This is a genomic window from Chamaesiphon sp. OTE_75_metabat_556 (assembly GCF_031378165.1).
Lineage (GTDB): Bacteria > Cyanobacteriota > Cyanobacteriia > Cyanobacteriales > Chamaesiphonaceae > Chamaesiphon.
Genome location: NZ_JANNDR010000394.1, coordinates 1 through 16,023, shown reverse-complemented (window position 1 = coordinate 16,023; position 16,023 = coordinate 1). Strand labels below are relative to the sequence as shown.

Sequence of the window (16,023 nt, the reverse complement as noted above, 5' to 3'; positions counted from 1 at the left end):
TTTCGATTGGGTTTCACTGGCGATGAATCGGTAGGGGCACTTAATGAATTTGCCCAACCCAGTCATAGCCCCAAGCCAAAGCTTTAATATACACCGTCAAAGGCGCGCGGGGGAAGGGGATGACATCGCGGATATTAGTCATGCCAGTCATGAATTGTACCAACCGCTCAAATCCCAAACCAAAGCCAGCATGAGGAACCGTCCCATAACGGCGGAGATCCAGATACCACCAATAATCTGCGGGATTTAAACCTTGAGCGATCAATCGGCGTTCGAGTACGTCGAGGCGTTCTTCCCGTTGGGAACCACCGATGATTTCGCCGATTTTGGGAGCGAGGATATCCATCGCCGCGACGGTTTTATGATCATCGTTCAGCCGCATGTAGAAAGCTTTAATTTCGACGGGATAATCGGTGAGGATAACTGGCTTTTTAAAAACTTCTTCGGCGAGATAGCGTTCGTGCTCGGATTGGAGATCGAGTCCCCAACTGACGGGATATTCAAATTTCTTGTCAGATTTTTCGAGTAAGGATATCGCGTCAGTATAAGTCAATCTTTCAAATTGATTGTTGATGATATTCTCAGCAGTCGCTAAGACTGACTTATCGATCCGATCGTTAAAAAATTCCATATCAGCTTGGCAATTTTCCATCACATATTTGAAGATGTGTTGGAGAAATGCTTCGGCGAGATTCATATCTTCTAAAAGATCGCAAAAGGCCATCTCTGGCTCGATCATCCAGAACTCTGCTAAGTGGCGTGAAGTATTCGAGTTTTCGGCGCGAAAAGTCGGCCCAAAGGTGTAAACATTGCTAAAGGCCATGGCCATCACTTCAGCTTCCAATTGGCCGCTGACGGTCAAATATGCCGCCTTGCCAAAGAAATCTTGGCTGTAGTCGATCTCTTTGTCGGGTGTCAGGGGGACATTTTTGAGATTGAGGGTGGTGACATTAAACATTTCCCCCGCACCTTCGCAGTCGCTAGCACTGATAATCGGCGTATGTACCCACAAGAAGCCGCGCTCTTGGAAGAACTGATGAATTGCTGCCGCACAGGCGTTACGGACTCTAAACACCGCGCTGAGAGTATTCGTGCGCGATCGCAAGTGGCCGATGTCGCGCAAAAATTCAAAGGAGTGGCGTTTTTTCTGGAGTGGATACTTTTCGGGATCGGCTTCGCCATAGATTTTGGCCTGACTGGCTTTGACTTCGACGCGCTGTCCTTTGGCGGGGGACTCTACCAACTCGCCGACGATCTCGATCGAGGCACCCGTGTTAATTTGTTTGAGGATGGTGGCGTAGTTGGGGACATCTTTGTCAATTACTACCTGAATATTTGCCATGCAGGAACCATCGTTGATATCGACAAAGGCAAATTCCTTGGCTTCGCGCTTACTGCGAATCCAGCCTCTGACAGTCACAGCATCTCCAGGATTTCCGCCTCGGAGGATTGTAGCAATATAGTTAGTAATCATCTTCGTCGAGCTAGTAGATCGATGTAGGTAAACCCCACTCTATTAGTCTGCCATATTAGATCGAGAGGCGTATCAACAGATTAACTGTTAATACGCCTCAATCACTCTACAAATTTTAAATTGCTAGCCGTTCGACAATTTGTAATTTACCGACAAATAACTGTATCCGTCACTCCTGCTCGATCTGTGCGTTCTGAATTGCTACATTCCGCACCGTGCTTGAATATCCTAATCGAGATCGGCTCGCGATTGGTCGTAGAACCATTCGCCGCGATCGTCATATTTTTTCCCGTCGTAAAATTAATTACGAGTGGGAGTTTGCCAATCGCTTGCTGTGTCGTACTGCTGCGCGATCGATCGTGCTTGGTCATAGTATAGCTACCCCAGAGAGTGCTCCCAGTCTTGCCACTATATTCAACTCGATACTGTACCTGGTCACTAAACGGATTTCCGAACGTCTGAACACCTAACAACCCAACCCCGGTCACGAATGACCACAAAACATACACGCTTTTCACAGCTTTAGTTAATCCAATGCTACATAATGCTAATATACCCAGTAAATCGAGTGAAAACATGCGCGAAATACTTAAATAATTATATGCTTTCGGGTTTTTACCTGAACTTACCGATCAGGTCTAAGCAACACGCCTTAAAGCACTACTGGATAATGGATTGAAGTATGCGATCCCCGATAGATAAATGGCAAAAATAGGTCAAAATTAGAGTGCAATTGAGTATATTTTCGTACAAGCTACATGGGATTACCATTTCTTGTAGGATAGAAACTTCCCAGACATGACAATCTTGACCCGATCTCCTTTGGGATCGACTTCTTTTTCGACATCCATCGTGAAATCGATCGCGCTCATGATCCCATCACCAAACTTTTCCTGGATGACACTTTTGAGCGGTAGTCCATAAACCTGGATAATTTCGTAGAAGCGATAGACGAGTGGATCGGTAGGGACGATCGGCCCGATCCCTTTGATGGGATACTCTGTCAGCAGATCAATGTAGATCGGATCGAGATCCAGTGCGGTGACTAGTAATTTCGCCTCATCTTCAGACATCGTTGCTTGCTGGTAGAATACCGCTGCAATCCAGACTTCATCGCGATCTAAGATCTGCTCCAAATCGGCAAAACTCAAACCTTTGGCTTTCTTGGCGGCAAACAAGTGGCTGACAATCTCTGGCAATTCCATTGGTAATTTACGATCCTGAGCTATTTGTACGCCTCAACTATAGGCGAAATCGGCGATCGAAAGAGTTAGCAACGAACACCTCCAACTTAAAGCATCGTCATGACACAGGTTGGCTCTTCATCATCGATCGAGTCAGCATGATTAACATCTTGGCTGGAACCAGGCAATTTCGATCCAACTATCGCAAATATATTTAGCCTATCGCCCTAGCGTTAAAACCGATACACTGCCACGTTAATCTGCCTACCAATCTAATCCCCGTAAAATTCTTTCTGAGTAACGCTTTTAGACCGATCGAGTCGATCGAGGGTGACTCGATCGAGTAGAGTGGAAGTACCTGCCCTATGCCCTTGGATGGATACTTCTATGGACAATAAGACAGAGTTATTATCAAAAATTCAAATCTGGGTGGCCGATTTAGGCGTTAAAGCAATCTCTGCAATCGTACTCGTACTGATCGGCATCCAGCTTGCGCGGTTTCTCCAAGCCATAGTTGCCAAATCGATTCAAAAAGCCAGAATCGACGCCACGCTGGTCTTATTTGCTAGCAATCTGGTATATATTTCTGTAGTGGCCATGACGATCGTGGTGGCACTGGGGCAATTAGGCGTCCAAACGGCATCATTTATTGCGATCTTAGGTTCGATCGGGGTGGCGATCGGTTTGGCACTTCAAGGCTCTTTATCAAACTTCGCGGCGGGGATTCTGATTATCGTCCTGCGCCCATTCAAAGTCGGTGACTATATTGAAGGGATCGGCATCGGCGGGACTGTCAAAAAAATTCACCCGCTCAACACAACATTGATGACTCCAGATAATCGCACGATTATCGCCCCCAATCGCAAGTTGTTTGACGATTGCCTTACCAATCACTCCGCCCAGCCTCACCGCCGGATCGACTTAGTATTTGGTACCAGATATGAAAATGATGTCGATCGCGTCAAGCAAATCATCTGGGATGTCTTGGACAGCGATCGCCGGATTCTCGTGGAGCCGAAGACACTCGTGGGTGTGTTGGAGTGGGGGACGCTCGGTATTCGCTTTGCAGTACGCCCGTGGGTAAACACGGCTGACTATGAAGATGTTTACTTCGAGATGCAGGAAAAGATTAAGAAAAGGTTTGATGAGGAGGGGATTGTGGTGCCGTGCGAACTGCCGAGATGGTGAGCGATCGAGATTGAAATAAGCTAACTTATTGGTGATTGTGGCCATGCCTATATCGATCGGCTGTGCTGTCTGGTCTTATCCCGGTTGGGTGGGCGAAGTGTATCCACCCAAAACTCCTGCCAAAGACTATCTGCGCGTCTATAGCAATCATTTCCCGGCGGTGGAGGGGAATACAACTTTTTATGCGATTCCCGATCGAGCTACTATTGATCGCTGGATCGCTCAAACGCCATCGGGATTTAAGTTTTGTCTGAAGTTTCCCCGTGCGATTACTCACAATGGGTTGCTGGAGCCTTATCTCCCAGCCGCGCAAGCATTTATTACCCAGATGCTGGCTCTGGGAGATAGGTTGGGGGTGGTCTTTATTCAGTTACCGCCCAATTATGCACCGAGTGACAGATTTACAGATTTAGCCGCATTTCTAACCAGGCTAACCTGTCGAGATATCTCGAACAGCTTGCTGTCTGTCTTGTCGCGTTCTATGCCGGAGGAAACCTCCGGCTCACGCGCCGCTGCGCCAGCAATCGCACTCGAAGTCCGGCATCTAGATTGGTTCAAATCTCCCCATCGAGAGCAGTTAAATGAGCTGTTACACAAATTAGCGATTGGTCGGGTTATTCTCGATTCTCGACCGATTTATGAGGCAACTACAGATCAAAAAATTGCCTTTGAATGTAAGAAACCGCGCGTACCGATCGAGTTAAGTCTGACAGCTCCGTTTAGCTTGATTCGCTATGTTTCTCACCCCATTTTGTCAGCGAATCAAGTATGGCTGGAAGGTTGGACGAGTCAGCTTCAGAGCTGGTTGCGTGCCGATACCCAGATCTACCTGTTCGTTCATTGTCCGATCGAGCTTCGATCGCCAATAAATGCACGTTATCTACATGAGATTTTTACCCAGTCAGGGATTCTCCTCAACCCCTTACCACCGAGATTTGTCGATGATACACCAGTGCAATTGAAGCTGTTTTGAACTAGGGATAGAAACTCATCTGGGGTAAACCGAGGGTTTCATCCCAACCCATCATCACGTTGAGACATTGGATCGCTTGTCCGGCTTGACCTTTGATCAGATTATCGATCGCTGAAACGACAATTACCCGTCCGGTGCGTGCGTCAACTTCAACAGCGATATAGCAAAGATTGGTACCTGCCGCCCATTTGGTTTGGGGATAGATACCAGCATCCAAGACTTTGACAAATGGGGAAGATCGGTAGAAAGCTTTGTAAATAGTAATTAGGTCTTCAGTCACCAAGCCTGGATCGCGGATCGTGGCGTAGACAGTGGCGAGAATACCGCGCACCATCGGCATCAAATGCGGCGTAAATTGGACTTTGACCTCATGGCTGGCTAGATCGCTACAAACTTGCTCAATTTCGGGAGTGTGGCGATGGGCGGCGATGCTGTAGGCGGTAATACTATTATCAGCTTCTGCCAGCAGGAGGTGGGTTTTGGCTTGTCTGCCGCCGCCAGAGGTACCGGATTTGGCATCGATGATGGCGGTATCGGCATCGATCAAACCTTGCTTGAGCAGGGGAGAGAGGGCGAGGAGGCTAGCGGTGGGATAGCAGCCAGGGCAGCCGACGATTTTGGCATTCCTGAGTTTGGCGCGATAGAGTTCGGGCAAGCCATAGACCGCCATGGCTGCGGTTTCGCGATCGGTTCTCGCCGTCTTGTACCATTGAGTATAGACATCGAGATCGCTAAACCGATAATCTGCCGATAAATCTAAAACGCTGCAACCCTGGGCAATTAATTTGGGAGCGAGTTCGCAAGCTAGACCGTTGGGGAGGGCTAGGAACACCGCTTTGCAACGAGAAGCAATGACATCGACATTGATCGGTTCGATCGTCAGATCGACAACATGAGCTAGATGGGGATAGAGATCGCCAAACTTTTTGCCCGCGCTACTATCGCCACCTAAATAGGCAATCTCGATCGCGGGATGATCTTGCAATAGGCGCACTAACTGGACGCCGCCATAACCTGATGCACCCACAATCCCAACTTGAAGGCGTTCGATCTGCTCACCCATGAATGTTATGACCTATATAATAAGAAAGCGACTACCATCTTCATGGTGGAAAATTTCAACTAGTTTGGCTCTCAATTCAAAACTAATTTTGAATTTCCCAATCTAACAATGTAGATTTTGCTACATTGTCGATCGAACTGGAGTTTTGACTCGCTTTGACGGACTATATAGTTTACCAACATTTTACCGATCTGTGATAGCAACTTCTTCTGCCGACCCTACCAATTTTGAATTTGACCCGATTTCTACCGCCCTATCGGACTTTGCAGCGGGCAAAATGGTCGTGGTGGTAGATGATGAAAATCGGGAAAATGAGGGCGATTTGATCTGTGCGGCGCAAACGATCTCGGCTGCGGATATTAATTTCATGGCGGTCAATGCCAGAGGCTTAATCTGTCTGGCGATGATCGGGCAGCAGTTAGATCGGCTGGATCTGCCACTGATGGTGACAAATAATACCGATCCCAATCAAACTGCTTTTACAGTTAGTATCGATGCCAGTTATAGATTAGGTGTGACAACTGGCATTTCTGCTGACGATCGCGCCCGCACCATTCATCTGGCGATCGATCCCAATACTAGACCTGAAGATCTCCGCCGTCCGGGGCATATTTTCCCCTTGCGTGCCCAGGAAGGTGGCGTACTCAAGCGGGCGGGACATACCGAAGCTGCCGTGGACTTAGCTAGACTAGCGGGGCTAGCACCGGCAGGTGTCATCTGTGAAATTCAAAATTCCGACGGCTCGATGGCGCGACTCCCCGATCTGATTGAGTATGCTCGCACCCACAATCTGAAAATTATTAGTATTGCCGATTTAATTAGCTACCGTCTCAAACACGACAGGTTCGTCCATCGCGAGGCAATTACCAAGTTGCCCAGCCAGTTTGGACAGTTTCAGATCTATGGCTATCGCAATTTATTAGATGCTACCGAAACTGTGGCGATCGTCAAAGGCAATCCGGCTGATTTTGTAGACAAACCCGTGATGGTGCGGATGCACTCGGAATGCTTGACGGGTGACGCTCTCGGTTCGCTCCGCTGCGACTGCCGGATGCAGCTCCAAGCCGCCTTAAAGATGATCGAGAATGCTGGTGCGGGTGTGGTCGTTTACCTGCGGCAGGAAGGACGCGGGATCGGGCTAATTAATAAACTCAAAGCCTACTCACTCCAAGATCTGGGATTAGATACCGTCGAAGCCAACAATCGCCTGGGTTTTCCCGCCGATCTGCGCAACTATGGCGTCGGCGCACAGGTGCTCAACGATTTGGGGATTAGCAAAATCCGGCTGATTACCAATAATCCCCGCAAAATTGCCGGACTCAAAGGCTATGGATTGGAAATGGTCGATCGGGTACCATTACTGATCGAAGCTAATGACTACAACAACGATTATCTCGCCACCAAAGCCGAGAAACTCGGTCATCTGCTCCTGCAAACTTATCTCGTCACCGTCGGCATTACCTGGAATGAAGAACCTCTAGATGTGACCGCCCGCTACGATCGATTAGACAAACTTCGCCATATCGCTCAAGCGCATAATCTTCTACTCAAAGAGGAGGCTCGCCCAGTTGGTACCGCGCTATTTGGCAATCCTTCCTTGACTTTTCATCTCGGTTTCGACCAAGCTAATCTAGCGATCGAAGGTTGGTATCGAGATGCCAATCATCCTTATGTCCGCGCGATTTTTAATATCTTGGATGAAATCGAGACTCTCCCCCAAGTCAACCGCCTCGAATTTCTGATCGCCAATGGCGCAGATCCACTGACTGGATTGCAAATGCAACTCAATCGTCAAACTTATCCCAAATCTCAAATTCCCTCGACATTAAGTTCGCAATTGGAACTTCAGGTGATTTATAGCTTCAGTTAGTAGAGACATCGATCTCAAGTACCTCATGACCGCTAAAATGAATCGCCGTTTATCTTTCTGTTCCGTTGTTAGCTTCTTGCTGCTCGCGCCGATGGCTCATGCTTATAATCCCGCCGATCTCAAAACGCTCCTGGCTACCAATAAGTGTGTCGGCTGCGATCTAAGCGGTGCCGATCTCAGTCGCAAAAAGTTAGCTAATGCCGACCTTCAAGCTGCTAATTTGGTAGGCGCAAATCTATCAGGCGCGAATCTCACGGGGGCTAAATTAGGTGGAGCCAATCTGACGGGAGCAGTTGTAACCAAAACTAATTTCACTGGAGCGGTTTTGCAAGCAGCTAGTCTGATCGATGTCAATTTTGCCAGTACTAATCTGACCAAAACAGATTTTTCCTACGCGAATTTGGTCAATACCAATTTCAAAACTGCGATTCTCAGTAATACCGATTTAGCTGGAGCAAATCTAGCTCTAGCAGATTTTACAGGTGCCAATCTGAGTACTACTTCTTTAGAACGTGCCAATCTAGTTAGCGCGCGAGGGGTCATTTTACCGACTAGAAAGATCGATGTGCCAGCGACACCTGCTTTACCGAACGTACCAGGAAAACCAAGTTCACCCATAGTTCCTAATATCGAAGAAAGTAGCCCGACGATTCGCAATCGGCCACGTGTCTATCGGATTCCGCCGGGATTGGGTAGTCCCCAACGGACAGTTCCTGGAGGTACCCGCAATTCTGCACCAATTAATCTCGGAAATGATTGATCCTGCATAAATAAATCCTCGATCGATTATTACCTGTCATAAAATTAACGAATTGCCCTGATGTTAGTCGATCGAGCATTAAAATCGCTCCTACTTCTTATTCATATATCGAACGATCGCATAACCGACTGATAGCGAAAAAACGGCAACTGCTAAGGCAATTAGATCGCTACTACTTTTCTTTTCCAGATCGAGAATGATGATTTTGCGCGCCACTGCAATTAGCGAAGTCACGATCACAAGTTCTGCCTGAATGACATGTTTTCGGAGGTAGGCTGTGATATTCTCAAGGATTTCTAAAGCGATTAATACATTCAGAAATAACCCGAATAATTCAAATAGAGTAGTATTAAAACTATCATTGCTCGGTCGATCGATCGTCAACAGCAACTTTTCAATCAGTGCGTAACTTAAATGGGCGATTGCCGTAAAAGTTACTAAAATCATCCCGATCGATAGTAGCTTGGAAACAACTCCTTCGATTGATTCGATCGTTTCAAGAAATTTTTCGTCTTCAGTAAGTACGGCTTTGAATCGTCGGAGTATGCGGAGCATCGTTGGCTTAGCCTCTATGAAATAGAATCGTCCCTACCTAATTTAATCGCGATTACGTACCAATCTTATAACAACACACCCCCCTGATTTTTTAATTAGGAGGGTGTGAAGATCGCGATCGATCGCATATATATTTAGCGATCAAATCTAACCAGCAGCAGCTTGGAGTCTCGCTCTGGCACGTTTGAAAGCTTGATTCGCTTGAATTTGTTCTTGGCGGTTATCAGCGGAAATATTCGCTAATTTTTGTTCGGCTTCAGTAAATTCTTTTTGGGCTTGTTCGCGATCGATTTTTTCACCTAATTCCGCACCATTAACTAAAACGGTAACTTCATTATTATCCACTTCCGCAAAGCCACCCATTAAGGCGATTGGCGTCCATTTATCTTTACCAGCTTTGACGCGCATTACAGCCGTATCCAAAGCCGTCAGTAGCGATGCGTGACCGCTCAAAATCCCCAACTGGCCAGTGGTACTAGGCAAAATCACTTCATCAGCCTCACCATCCCATACGGTTTTATCTGGGGCAATTACTCTTACTGTTAGTGTCATATTTATTTTTTATAGTGGAGTGGATAGTGGATAGTGGATAGTGGATAGTGGATAGTTTTTCGGTAAGCATTGCCCACTATATATTTAGTAACACTAGCTATGTTTCTATTCACTATCCACCATTCACTATTCACCAATGCTAGCCCTTGAGCAACTTCGCGCCTTTTTCTTTCGCTTCGTTGATATCGCCAACGAGGTAGAAAGATTGCTCTGGTAGATCGTCTAATTCACCATTGAGGATTGATTGGAAACCTTTGATGGTGTCTTCGAGTTTGACGTATTTACCAGGGGAACCGGTGAATACTTCAGCGACGAAGAAGGGTTGGGAGAGGAAGCGTTCGACTTTGCGCGCGCGGGAGACGATCAGGCGATCTTCTTCGGCTAGCTCGTCTAAACCGAGAATGGCGATGATATCTTGCAACTCTTTATAGCGTTGCAGTGTCGATTGCACGGCCCGCGCAGTGTCGTAGTGCTCGGCACCGACGATCGATGGTTGCAACATCGTCGAGGTGGAAGTCAACGGATCTACTGCTGGGTAAATTCCTTTGGCAGCCAAACCCCGCGACAGGGAGGTAGTACCATCCAAGTGAGCGAAGGTAGTTGCTGGTGCGGGGTCGGTGAAGTCATCCGCAGGTACATAGACGGCTTGAATGGAAGTGATCGAACCTTCTTTGGTCGAAGTAATCCGTTCTTGCAAGTCACCCATATCGGTGCCCAGAGTAGGCTGATAACCTACCGCCGAAGGCATCCGACCGAGCAGTGCCGATACTTCCGAACCAGCTTGGACGAACCGGAAGATATTGTCGATGAATAGTAGTACGTCTTGCTTGTTGACATCGCGGAAATATTCCGCCATGGTCAAAGCAACCAACCCAACCCGCATCCGTGCTCCTGGTGGCTCGTTCATTTGGCCGTAGACTAGCGCGATTTTGGAGTTACTCAGGTTCTCTTTATCGATTACGCCAGATTCCATCATTTCATTGTAGAGGTCGTTCCCTTCACGGGTACGTTCGCCCACACCACCAAACACTGACACCCCACCGTGATTGGTAGCGATGTTGTTGATCAGTTCCATCATGATGACGGTTTTGCCCACACCAGCACCACCAAATAAACCGATTTTACCGCCCCGACGATAGGGAGTCAGTAGGTCGATGACTTTGATCCCAGTTTCAAATACCGAAGGTTTGGTTTCTAATTCTGTGAGCTTGGGAGCATCGCGGTGAATCGGCGATCTGTCTGGGGTATTGACCGGACCTTGATTGTCTACGGTTTCGCCCAAGACGTTAAAAATCCGACCCAGGGTCGCTGTCCCGACGGGTACGCTAATCGGTGCGCCTAAATCGATGACATCCATGCCGCGTACTAATCCATCGGTAGTACTCATGGCAACGGCACGAACTTGATTGTCGCCCAGAAGCTGTTGGACTTCGCAGGTTACGGACACATCTTGTCCAGCTTCATTTTTGCCTTCAACTTTGAGGGCACTATAAATCTGGGGCATCTTGCCACCAGTAAATTCTACGTCCACAACTGGACCAATAACTTGGGTGAGTTTCCCCACGTTTGTTTTTTCTGCGGTGCTAGCCATGTGCGCGTTACTTAATTATTGTGTGATTTTGTCTATAGCGTTGGCGTAGCCTCGGCTCTGGCGAATCGATATAACAAACTAGATCGAAAATCGAGTCACTCGATCGTTCGGCTTAGCGATCGCCGCAATCGCGGCTGTTGGCTGGTTGCTGAATCGATCTAGTTTGTTAGTTGTTAGCTACTTTTAATATTTTGCAATGCTGTTGCTTAGTTTATCATCGAACGCGCACTGTACTGTCAGCATTTATCAGGATTTAGTCAGTTTCGATCGCGCCACGAGTTATTTCTTATCGATCGATCCCCAATGCCCAATGCACGACAGCCGGATAAGCCCCAGATCCGGTGTGGACGCTGTGGGAGACTGCATGTTTTTGGTCTAAATACGTCCGCAATTTTGCTCTAGTCGCCCGGTTTTCCAAGGCGGTGAGGACTTGAGTTGCCGAGTGGTACCGATCGGCTACAGAAACTTGAATGGTTTTATCGATCGTTTCGCGCAAGCCGTCGCTAATGTCGATTGTCTCCGCCCACATCAGTTCGCAGGTATGGGGATCGGTGGCAAATTGACTCGGCTCTCGACCCGTGAGCAGATAGATACAAGTCATGCCCAGGGCATATAGATCGCTAGCATAGACCGCCCGACCCGCTAATTGTTCTGGGGGCGCAAATCGGGGCGTGCCGATCGCGTGTCGGACGTTAAGCTGTCGATTTGCAGTCGCCGGATTGAGGTCTTCGACCGCACCGAAGTCCACGAGCACGAAGCGGCGATCGGTTTGACACCAGATAATATTTTCGGGCTTGATATCGCGGTGGATTAGCTGATGGCTATGGATATACGCCATCAGGTGTAGCATCTGAGTCAAAAACTGCTCGACGGCTGCTTCGGTCAAAGGACCCTGTTTACCCACCACCTGGTTTAATACCAGCCCAGGGATATATTCTTGAACCAAGTAGACTTCAGTACCCAGCCTAAAATAATCTAATAAACATGGCACTTGCGCGTGAGTGCCCAAGCGACTCAAACTGAGTGCTTCGAGATCGAATTGTTGGTAAGCGCGCTCGATTAGCTGGGGATCGGTAACATTCGGTGCCAGCTTTTTGACTACGCACAATGGTTGTCCTGGTAAATAAACGTTGCGCGCCAAAAATGTTACCCCAAACCCACCACTACTGAGTAAAGAGCGGATTTGATAGCGTTTGGCGAGCACTTCACCGTCGATCGCTTCACCATTCGCGGCCGGTCCGGTGAGTGCTGGTGCTGCGGCGAAGCTATCATTCGAGACAAATCGATCGGTCACCATGTCAGTCATAAAGATGCTCGATCGGTACGCTACCGACACGATTAAAACAGCAAGTAACTCAATATGATACTGGTTTCATTCGAGACCGCAGTCAGCCAATTCAAGTATTTTTGCGCTGTACCTCTCTGGATGGCAAACAGATTCCCTCAGTACCAGAATTTTGACTCTAGACCCGATGTGTTTTCAACCAGAGTATTCCCGCCAAAGTAACCCCTAGATAATTTGCGGACAAATCGATGAGGTCGAAGGTGCGAGCGGCGATCCAAAATTGAGAGCATTCTTCAATTGTCATTGCGACAGCGACGATCATGCAGCCTAATAATAATTTGAGACGACCGACTTTTACCATGCGGCCAGCTAAGGCATAGTTGAGCAGGAATGTTAACAACCCAATTATGAACAGATGTCCGAATTTATCCCCAAAAGGTACGCTATTTATCCAGCCAGTAACACTCCTAAGTCCCCCCACGTCAATGCCGACAGTAATCCCAATTATCAGTAGCAACAATAAGCAAAAAGGTAGCCATTTTAAACGCATCTGGTCGTATCCGATCGAGAATCTATCCTCAACAACAATAGATCCTCATCCAACTCCAGGAATATTGTCAGCAATTTCCGACCGATCTACTTTTTAAATAATTTTTGCCGAATCTGCGCGACGAACTTATCGAACTCTGGTAATTTGAGCTGGGACACGATCGCCACAAACACACCCAATCCGATCGCGCCAGCGAGGGCTAATTGCAGCAGCAGCGTCAGCTTATTGCTAACGGGGATAAATTGCTCCCAACCATAACTGACGCCCCAGGTCGCGCCGCCAGCGACCGCACTGGCGACAAATATACTTGCCAATGGTAGAAATCCGCGCCACGGCAAACCCTGCAAGCGACGATCGAGTAAAAATAACATTGTCAAAAAGGAAATGAGATTGATAGAAACCGTCGATAGGGTAATCCCTGCCGCACCAAAGGGTTTCCAGAGTAAATAGTCGAACAGAAAATTGAAAAAGATATTGACTAGGCTGATCTTGAACGGTGTGCTGCCATCGCCCAGGCCGTAGAAGACGCGGATTAACACGTCCCGCGCGAGAAAGATAAACATCCCCAAACTCGATGCAATTAAAATCGAGCCAACTAATTGCGAATCTTGGGCTTTGAAGGCACCATTTTGATAGACGACTTTGACGATCGGCAAGGATAACGCCATCATCATCGCACTCAGCGGCATAATGGCGATCGCCGAAACAATCAAGCCCTGCCGAATCCGATCTTTGAGTTGCGGCCAACTTTGGGGATCTGCCAGTCGTGAAAATTCTGGCAACAGGGATACTAAGACGACATTAGAAATAATTCCTAATGGCGTCAGGACGAGTAATCCCGAATAGGACATGGCGGAAGCGGCACCGACAATCCCCGATGCAAAACCATTATCGATAAATAAGTTGATTTGATAAGTACTCGAAGAGAATGTGGCAGGGCCGAGGACTTTGAAGACATCTTTGACCCCCTGTCGTCGCCATTCAAATCGCGGTTTAATCGTTCCCAATCCAGCCTTCCATTGAGTCACGACTTGCATCAACCATTGCAAGATCGCGCCAACTAAAAAGGTCGCAGCCAGCACCCGACCGCCCAAGAGGGCATTTTCGCGAAGCATGATATCAGACTTCAGGGATAACGCCAGTATCCCAACCCCAATAATCGTCGCCGAGCTAGTCAGCAGCGGACTGATCGAGGGCAACCAATAAAAATCTGCCGAACTGAGCGTCCCGAAGCCAATCCCGATAAAGCCAGCCAGTACTGCCATCCCGGACATGATTTGTAATTGTTCGATCGCGCTTTGACGCACCAAGGCACCCGCGATCGCATCACTGCGATGGATCAACTGGGGTGCAGTCAAATCGATTAACTGACTGGCAAAGCAGAGGATCGCGATACTCACGCCCAGTAAAATGATGCCGACGATTGTCGTAATCGTCTCGACAATGGGTGCGACTTGAGATTTGTCTTTTTCCTTGGCTAAGACGCTCAGAATCGCACTATGAAATGGCCCATTCATCCCCCCCAACAAGATTAATAAAAATCCAGGAATGGCGTAGGCGTATGTAAATGCCTCTGTTGCCACTCCATTCCCAAAGGCAGCAGCTAAAGCTACCTGACGCACTAGTCCGAAGACTTTGCTAATTAAGGTGGCAGCAGCCACGATCCCAGCAATGCTGGCGATCGATCTCATTGGTTTCTTCGATTCAGTCACAAATTCAGTTGGGAGTTGGGAGTTGGGAGTTGGTAGTTGGGAGTAGCGATCTAAACCCAAGTAGGAGATTAAATACCCAACTATCTTAGATCGGGTTGTCGATAAATAAATATATGAAGTGCCGATCGATCGAGTCGAGCTGCTTTGTGGATTTAGACGGCGATCGTCGCTTAAACTAGATAGTCAAGCCATCTTTAATCGTTGGCATAGCCTCTCGGAACGAGACTCGATCCCCAATGCGCCGTTTCCCAGCCAATATCCAAAACTTACTACTAATCGGACTAGGATTTCCGATCGGGGCACTCAATATCTGGGTATTGTCGCAATTTTTTCGATATTTCGAGCATCTGATTACCGTTTTGACGATCGCGGCACTGATCGCTTTTTTGCTCAATTATCCCGTCAAAATTCTCGAACGCTTACATTTTCGGCGCGTGCCAGCGATTATTGGGGTGTTGCTAATTACCTTAACGCTGCTGATTATTTTGGGGGTCACTGTCGTGCCCAATGCGATCGAACAAACGACTGAGTTAGTCAAGCAGGTACCAGAATGGATTCGGGCGAGTAATGAAAATATTAATGCCTGGGAAGAATTGGGCAAGAGTAAAGGCTTATCGATCGACTTTAATGTCCTCAGAAATCAGATTAATGCCAAGATCGACACCCAATTGCAAATCATCGGAGCTGAAGTCGTCGGATTGGCAGTGAGTACCCTGTCTGGGGTAGTTGATACACTCTCAATCTTTGTCTTGTCGATCTATATGTTGTTGTATGGTGATAAGTTGTGGCTGGGAATTGTCGCGCTGTTACCCGATCGGATTAGGGTGCCGTTGAGCGAATCATTACGCCTGAATTTCCAAAACTTTTTTATCAGCCAACTGATTTTAGGCACGTTCATGGCAACGATGCTAACGGTAATTTTCTTTTTCTTGAAAGTCCCGTTTGAATTATCGTTTGCGATCTTCATCGGTGCTGCTGAGTTGATCCCCTTTATCGGTGCGAGTCTGGGGATTGGCCTAGTTACGCTCGTGATTATGCTCAAAAACTTTGGACTGGGAGTATCGGTTTTAATTGCTTCATTAATCGTCCAACAAATCAAAGATAATTTGTTAGCCCCCAGACTCATGGGTGAATTTATCGGCTTAAACCCGATCGCGATTTTGGTCTGCTTGTTGACTGGCGGCCAAATTGCGGGATTGCTCGGCGTGATCGTCTCAGTCCCCATTGCCGGCACGATCAAAGGTACGATCGAAGGCACGCTGGAAC

General features: G+C 47.7%; 15 protein-coding genes. 5 read left to right on the top strand and 10 right to left on the bottom strand.

What is annotated here, in order from left to right; genetic code table 11:
* Window positions 1–40: 40 nt before the first annotated feature.
* The 3 genes from asnS to cynS form a co-directional block, all read right to left on the bottom strand.
* A complete protein-coding gene (gene asnS / locus RMO27_RS15995; RefSeq protein WP_309734268.1) occupies window positions 41–1,474 on the bottom strand; it encodes an asparagine--tRNA ligase in 1,434 nt (477 codons plus the stop codon).
* Between the two features lie 146 nt (window positions 1,475–1,620).
* A complete protein-coding gene (locus RMO27_RS15990; protein WP_309734266.1) occupies window positions 1,621–1,992 on the bottom strand; it encodes a hypothetical protein in 372 nt (123 codons plus the stop codon).
* Window positions 1,993–2,238: 246 nt separating this feature from the next.
* Window positions 2,239–2,679 (bottom strand): cyanase, encoded by a 441-nt coding sequence (gene cynS, locus RMO27_RS15985; protein WP_309734264.1) that lies wholly within the window; start codon window positions 2,677–2,679, stop codon window positions 2,239–2,241.
* A gap of 366 nt (window positions 2,680–3,045) precedes the next feature.
* Between cynS and RMO27_RS15980 the strand changes: the two genes are divergently transcribed.
* Window positions 3,046–3,846: a mechanosensitive ion channel domain-containing protein gene (locus tag RMO27_RS15980; RefSeq protein WP_309734261.1), complete on the top strand. Its 801-nt coding sequence runs from the start codon at window positions 3,046–3,048 to the stop codon at window positions 3,844–3,846.
* Window positions 3,847–3,889: 43 nt separating this feature from the next.
* On the top strand, window positions 3,890–4,819 hold the full coding sequence (locus RMO27_RS15975) for a DUF72 domain-containing protein (protein ID WP_309734258.1): 930 nt from the start codon (window positions 3,890–3,892) through the stop codon (window positions 4,817–4,819).
* A 1-nt stretch (window position 4,820) separates the two neighbouring features.
* Here the strand turns inward: RMO27_RS15975 and argC are convergent, their stop codons facing one another.
* Window positions 4,821–5,882 carry an N-acetyl-gamma-glutamyl-phosphate reductase gene (gene argC / locus RMO27_RS15970; protein ID WP_309734255.1) on the bottom strand — a complete coding sequence of 354 codons (1,062 nt, stop codon included), beginning with the start codon at window positions 5,880–5,882 and terminating at the stop codon, window positions 4,821–4,823.
* Between the two features lie 193 nt (window positions 5,883–6,075).
* On the opposite strand from argC, the gene ribBA reads away from it, so the two are divergent.
* Both ribBA and RMO27_RS15960 read left to right on the top strand, forming a co-directional pair.
* Entirely contained in the window at window positions 6,076–7,752 is a 1,677-nt protein-coding gene (gene ribBA / locus RMO27_RS15965) for a bifunctional 3,4-dihydroxy-2-butanone-4-phosphate synthase/GTP cyclohydrolase II (protein ID WP_309734254.1), read from the top strand.
* 37 nt (window positions 7,753–7,789) lie between these two features.
* Window positions 7,790–8,512 (top strand): pentapeptide repeat-containing protein, encoded by a 723-nt coding sequence (locus RMO27_RS15960; RefSeq protein ID WP_309734252.1) that lies wholly within the window; start codon window positions 7,790–7,792, stop codon window positions 8,510–8,512.
* 90 nt (window positions 8,513–8,602) lie between these two features.
* Here the strand turns inward: RMO27_RS15960 and RMO27_RS15955 are convergent, their stop codons facing one another.
* From RMO27_RS15955 to murJ, 6 genes are all read right to left on the bottom strand, one after another.
* Window positions 8,603–9,067 (bottom strand): phosphate-starvation-inducible PsiE family protein, encoded by a 465-nt coding sequence (locus RMO27_RS15955; protein WP_309734249.1) that lies wholly within the window; start codon window positions 9,065–9,067, stop codon window positions 8,603–8,605.
* Window positions 9,068–9,214: 147 nt separating this feature from the next.
* Window positions 9,215–9,619, bottom strand: a complete 405-nt coding sequence (gene atpC / locus RMO27_RS15950; RefSeq protein WP_309734247.1) for an ATP synthase F1 subunit epsilon — start codon at window positions 9,617–9,619, stop codon at window positions 9,215–9,217.
* A gap of 139 nt (window positions 9,620–9,758) precedes the next feature.
* The gene (gene atpD / locus RMO27_RS15945) at window positions 9,759–11,210 is read right to left on the bottom strand and encodes a F0F1 ATP synthase subunit beta (RefSeq protein ID WP_309734245.1); all 1,452 of its coding nucleotides are present in this window, start codon (window positions 11,208–11,210) and stop codon (window positions 9,759–9,761) included.
* 286 nt (window positions 11,211–11,496) lie between these two features.
* Window positions 11,497–12,516 (bottom strand): serine/threonine-protein kinase, encoded by a 1,020-nt coding sequence (locus RMO27_RS15940; RefSeq protein ID WP_309734243.1) that lies wholly within the window; start codon window positions 12,514–12,516, stop codon window positions 11,497–11,499.
* Window positions 12,517–12,673: 157 nt separating this feature from the next.
* Window positions 12,674–13,045: a VanZ family protein gene (locus tag RMO27_RS15935; RefSeq protein WP_309734241.1), complete on the bottom strand. Its 372-nt coding sequence runs from the start codon at window positions 13,043–13,045 to the stop codon at window positions 12,674–12,676.
* A gap of 86 nt (window positions 13,046–13,131) precedes the next feature.
* The gene (murJ, locus tag RMO27_RS15930) at window positions 13,132–14,757 is read right to left on the bottom strand and encodes a murein biosynthesis integral membrane protein MurJ (protein ID WP_309734239.1); all 1,626 of its coding nucleotides are present in this window, start codon (window positions 14,755–14,757) and stop codon (window positions 13,132–13,134) included.
* A gap of 236 nt (window positions 14,758–14,993) precedes the next feature.
* On the opposite strand from murJ, the gene RMO27_RS15925 reads away from it, so the two are divergent.
* A partial coding sequence (locus tag RMO27_RS15925; RefSeq protein ID WP_309734236.1) for an AI-2E family transporter occupies window positions 14,994–16,023 on the top strand: 1,030 nt, incomplete at its 3' end.

Excerpts from the sequence above, each read along its gene's own strand:
- atpC (WP_309734247.1), bottom strand. The coding sequence starts at position 9,619 with ATGACACTAACAGTAAGAGTAATTGCCCCAGATAAAACCGTATGGGAT.
- asnS (WP_309734268.1), bottom strand. The coding sequence starts at position 1,474 with ATGATTACTAACTATATTGCTACAATCCTCCGAGGCGGAAATCCTGGA.
- RMO27_RS15960 (WP_309734252.1), top strand. The coding sequence starts at position 7,790 with ATGAATCGCCGTTTATCTTTCTGTTCCGTTGTTAGCTTCTTGCTGCTC.
- argC (WP_309734255.1), bottom strand. The coding sequence starts at position 5,882 with ATGGGTGAGCAGATCGAACGCCTTCAAGTTGGGATTGTGGGTGCATCA.
- RMO27_RS15980 (WP_309734261.1), top strand. The coding sequence starts at position 3,046 with ATGGACAATAAGACAGAGTTATTATCAAAAATTCAAATCTGGGTGGCC.
- RMO27_RS15940 (WP_309734243.1), bottom strand. The coding sequence starts at position 12,516 with ATGACTGACATGGTGACCGATCGATTTGTCTCGAATGATAGCTTCGCC.
- RMO27_RS15975 (WP_309734258.1), top strand. The coding sequence starts at position 3,890 with ATGCCTATATCGATCGGCTGTGCTGTCTGGTCTTATCCCGGTTGGGTG.
- cynS (WP_309734264.1), bottom strand. The coding sequence starts at position 2,679 with ATGGAATTGCCAGAGATTGTCAGCCACTTGTTTGCCGCCAAGAAAGCC.
- RMO27_RS15955 (WP_309734249.1), bottom strand. The coding sequence starts at position 9,067 with ATGCTCCGCATACTCCGACGATTCAAAGCCGTACTTACTGAAGACGAA.
- RMO27_RS15935 (WP_309734241.1), bottom strand. The coding sequence starts at position 13,045 with ATGCGTTTAAAATGGCTACCTTTTTGCTTATTGTTGCTACTGATAATT.
- atpD (WP_309734245.1), bottom strand. The coding sequence starts at position 11,210 with ATGGCTAGCACCGCAGAAAAAACAAACGTGGGGAAACTCACCCAAGTT.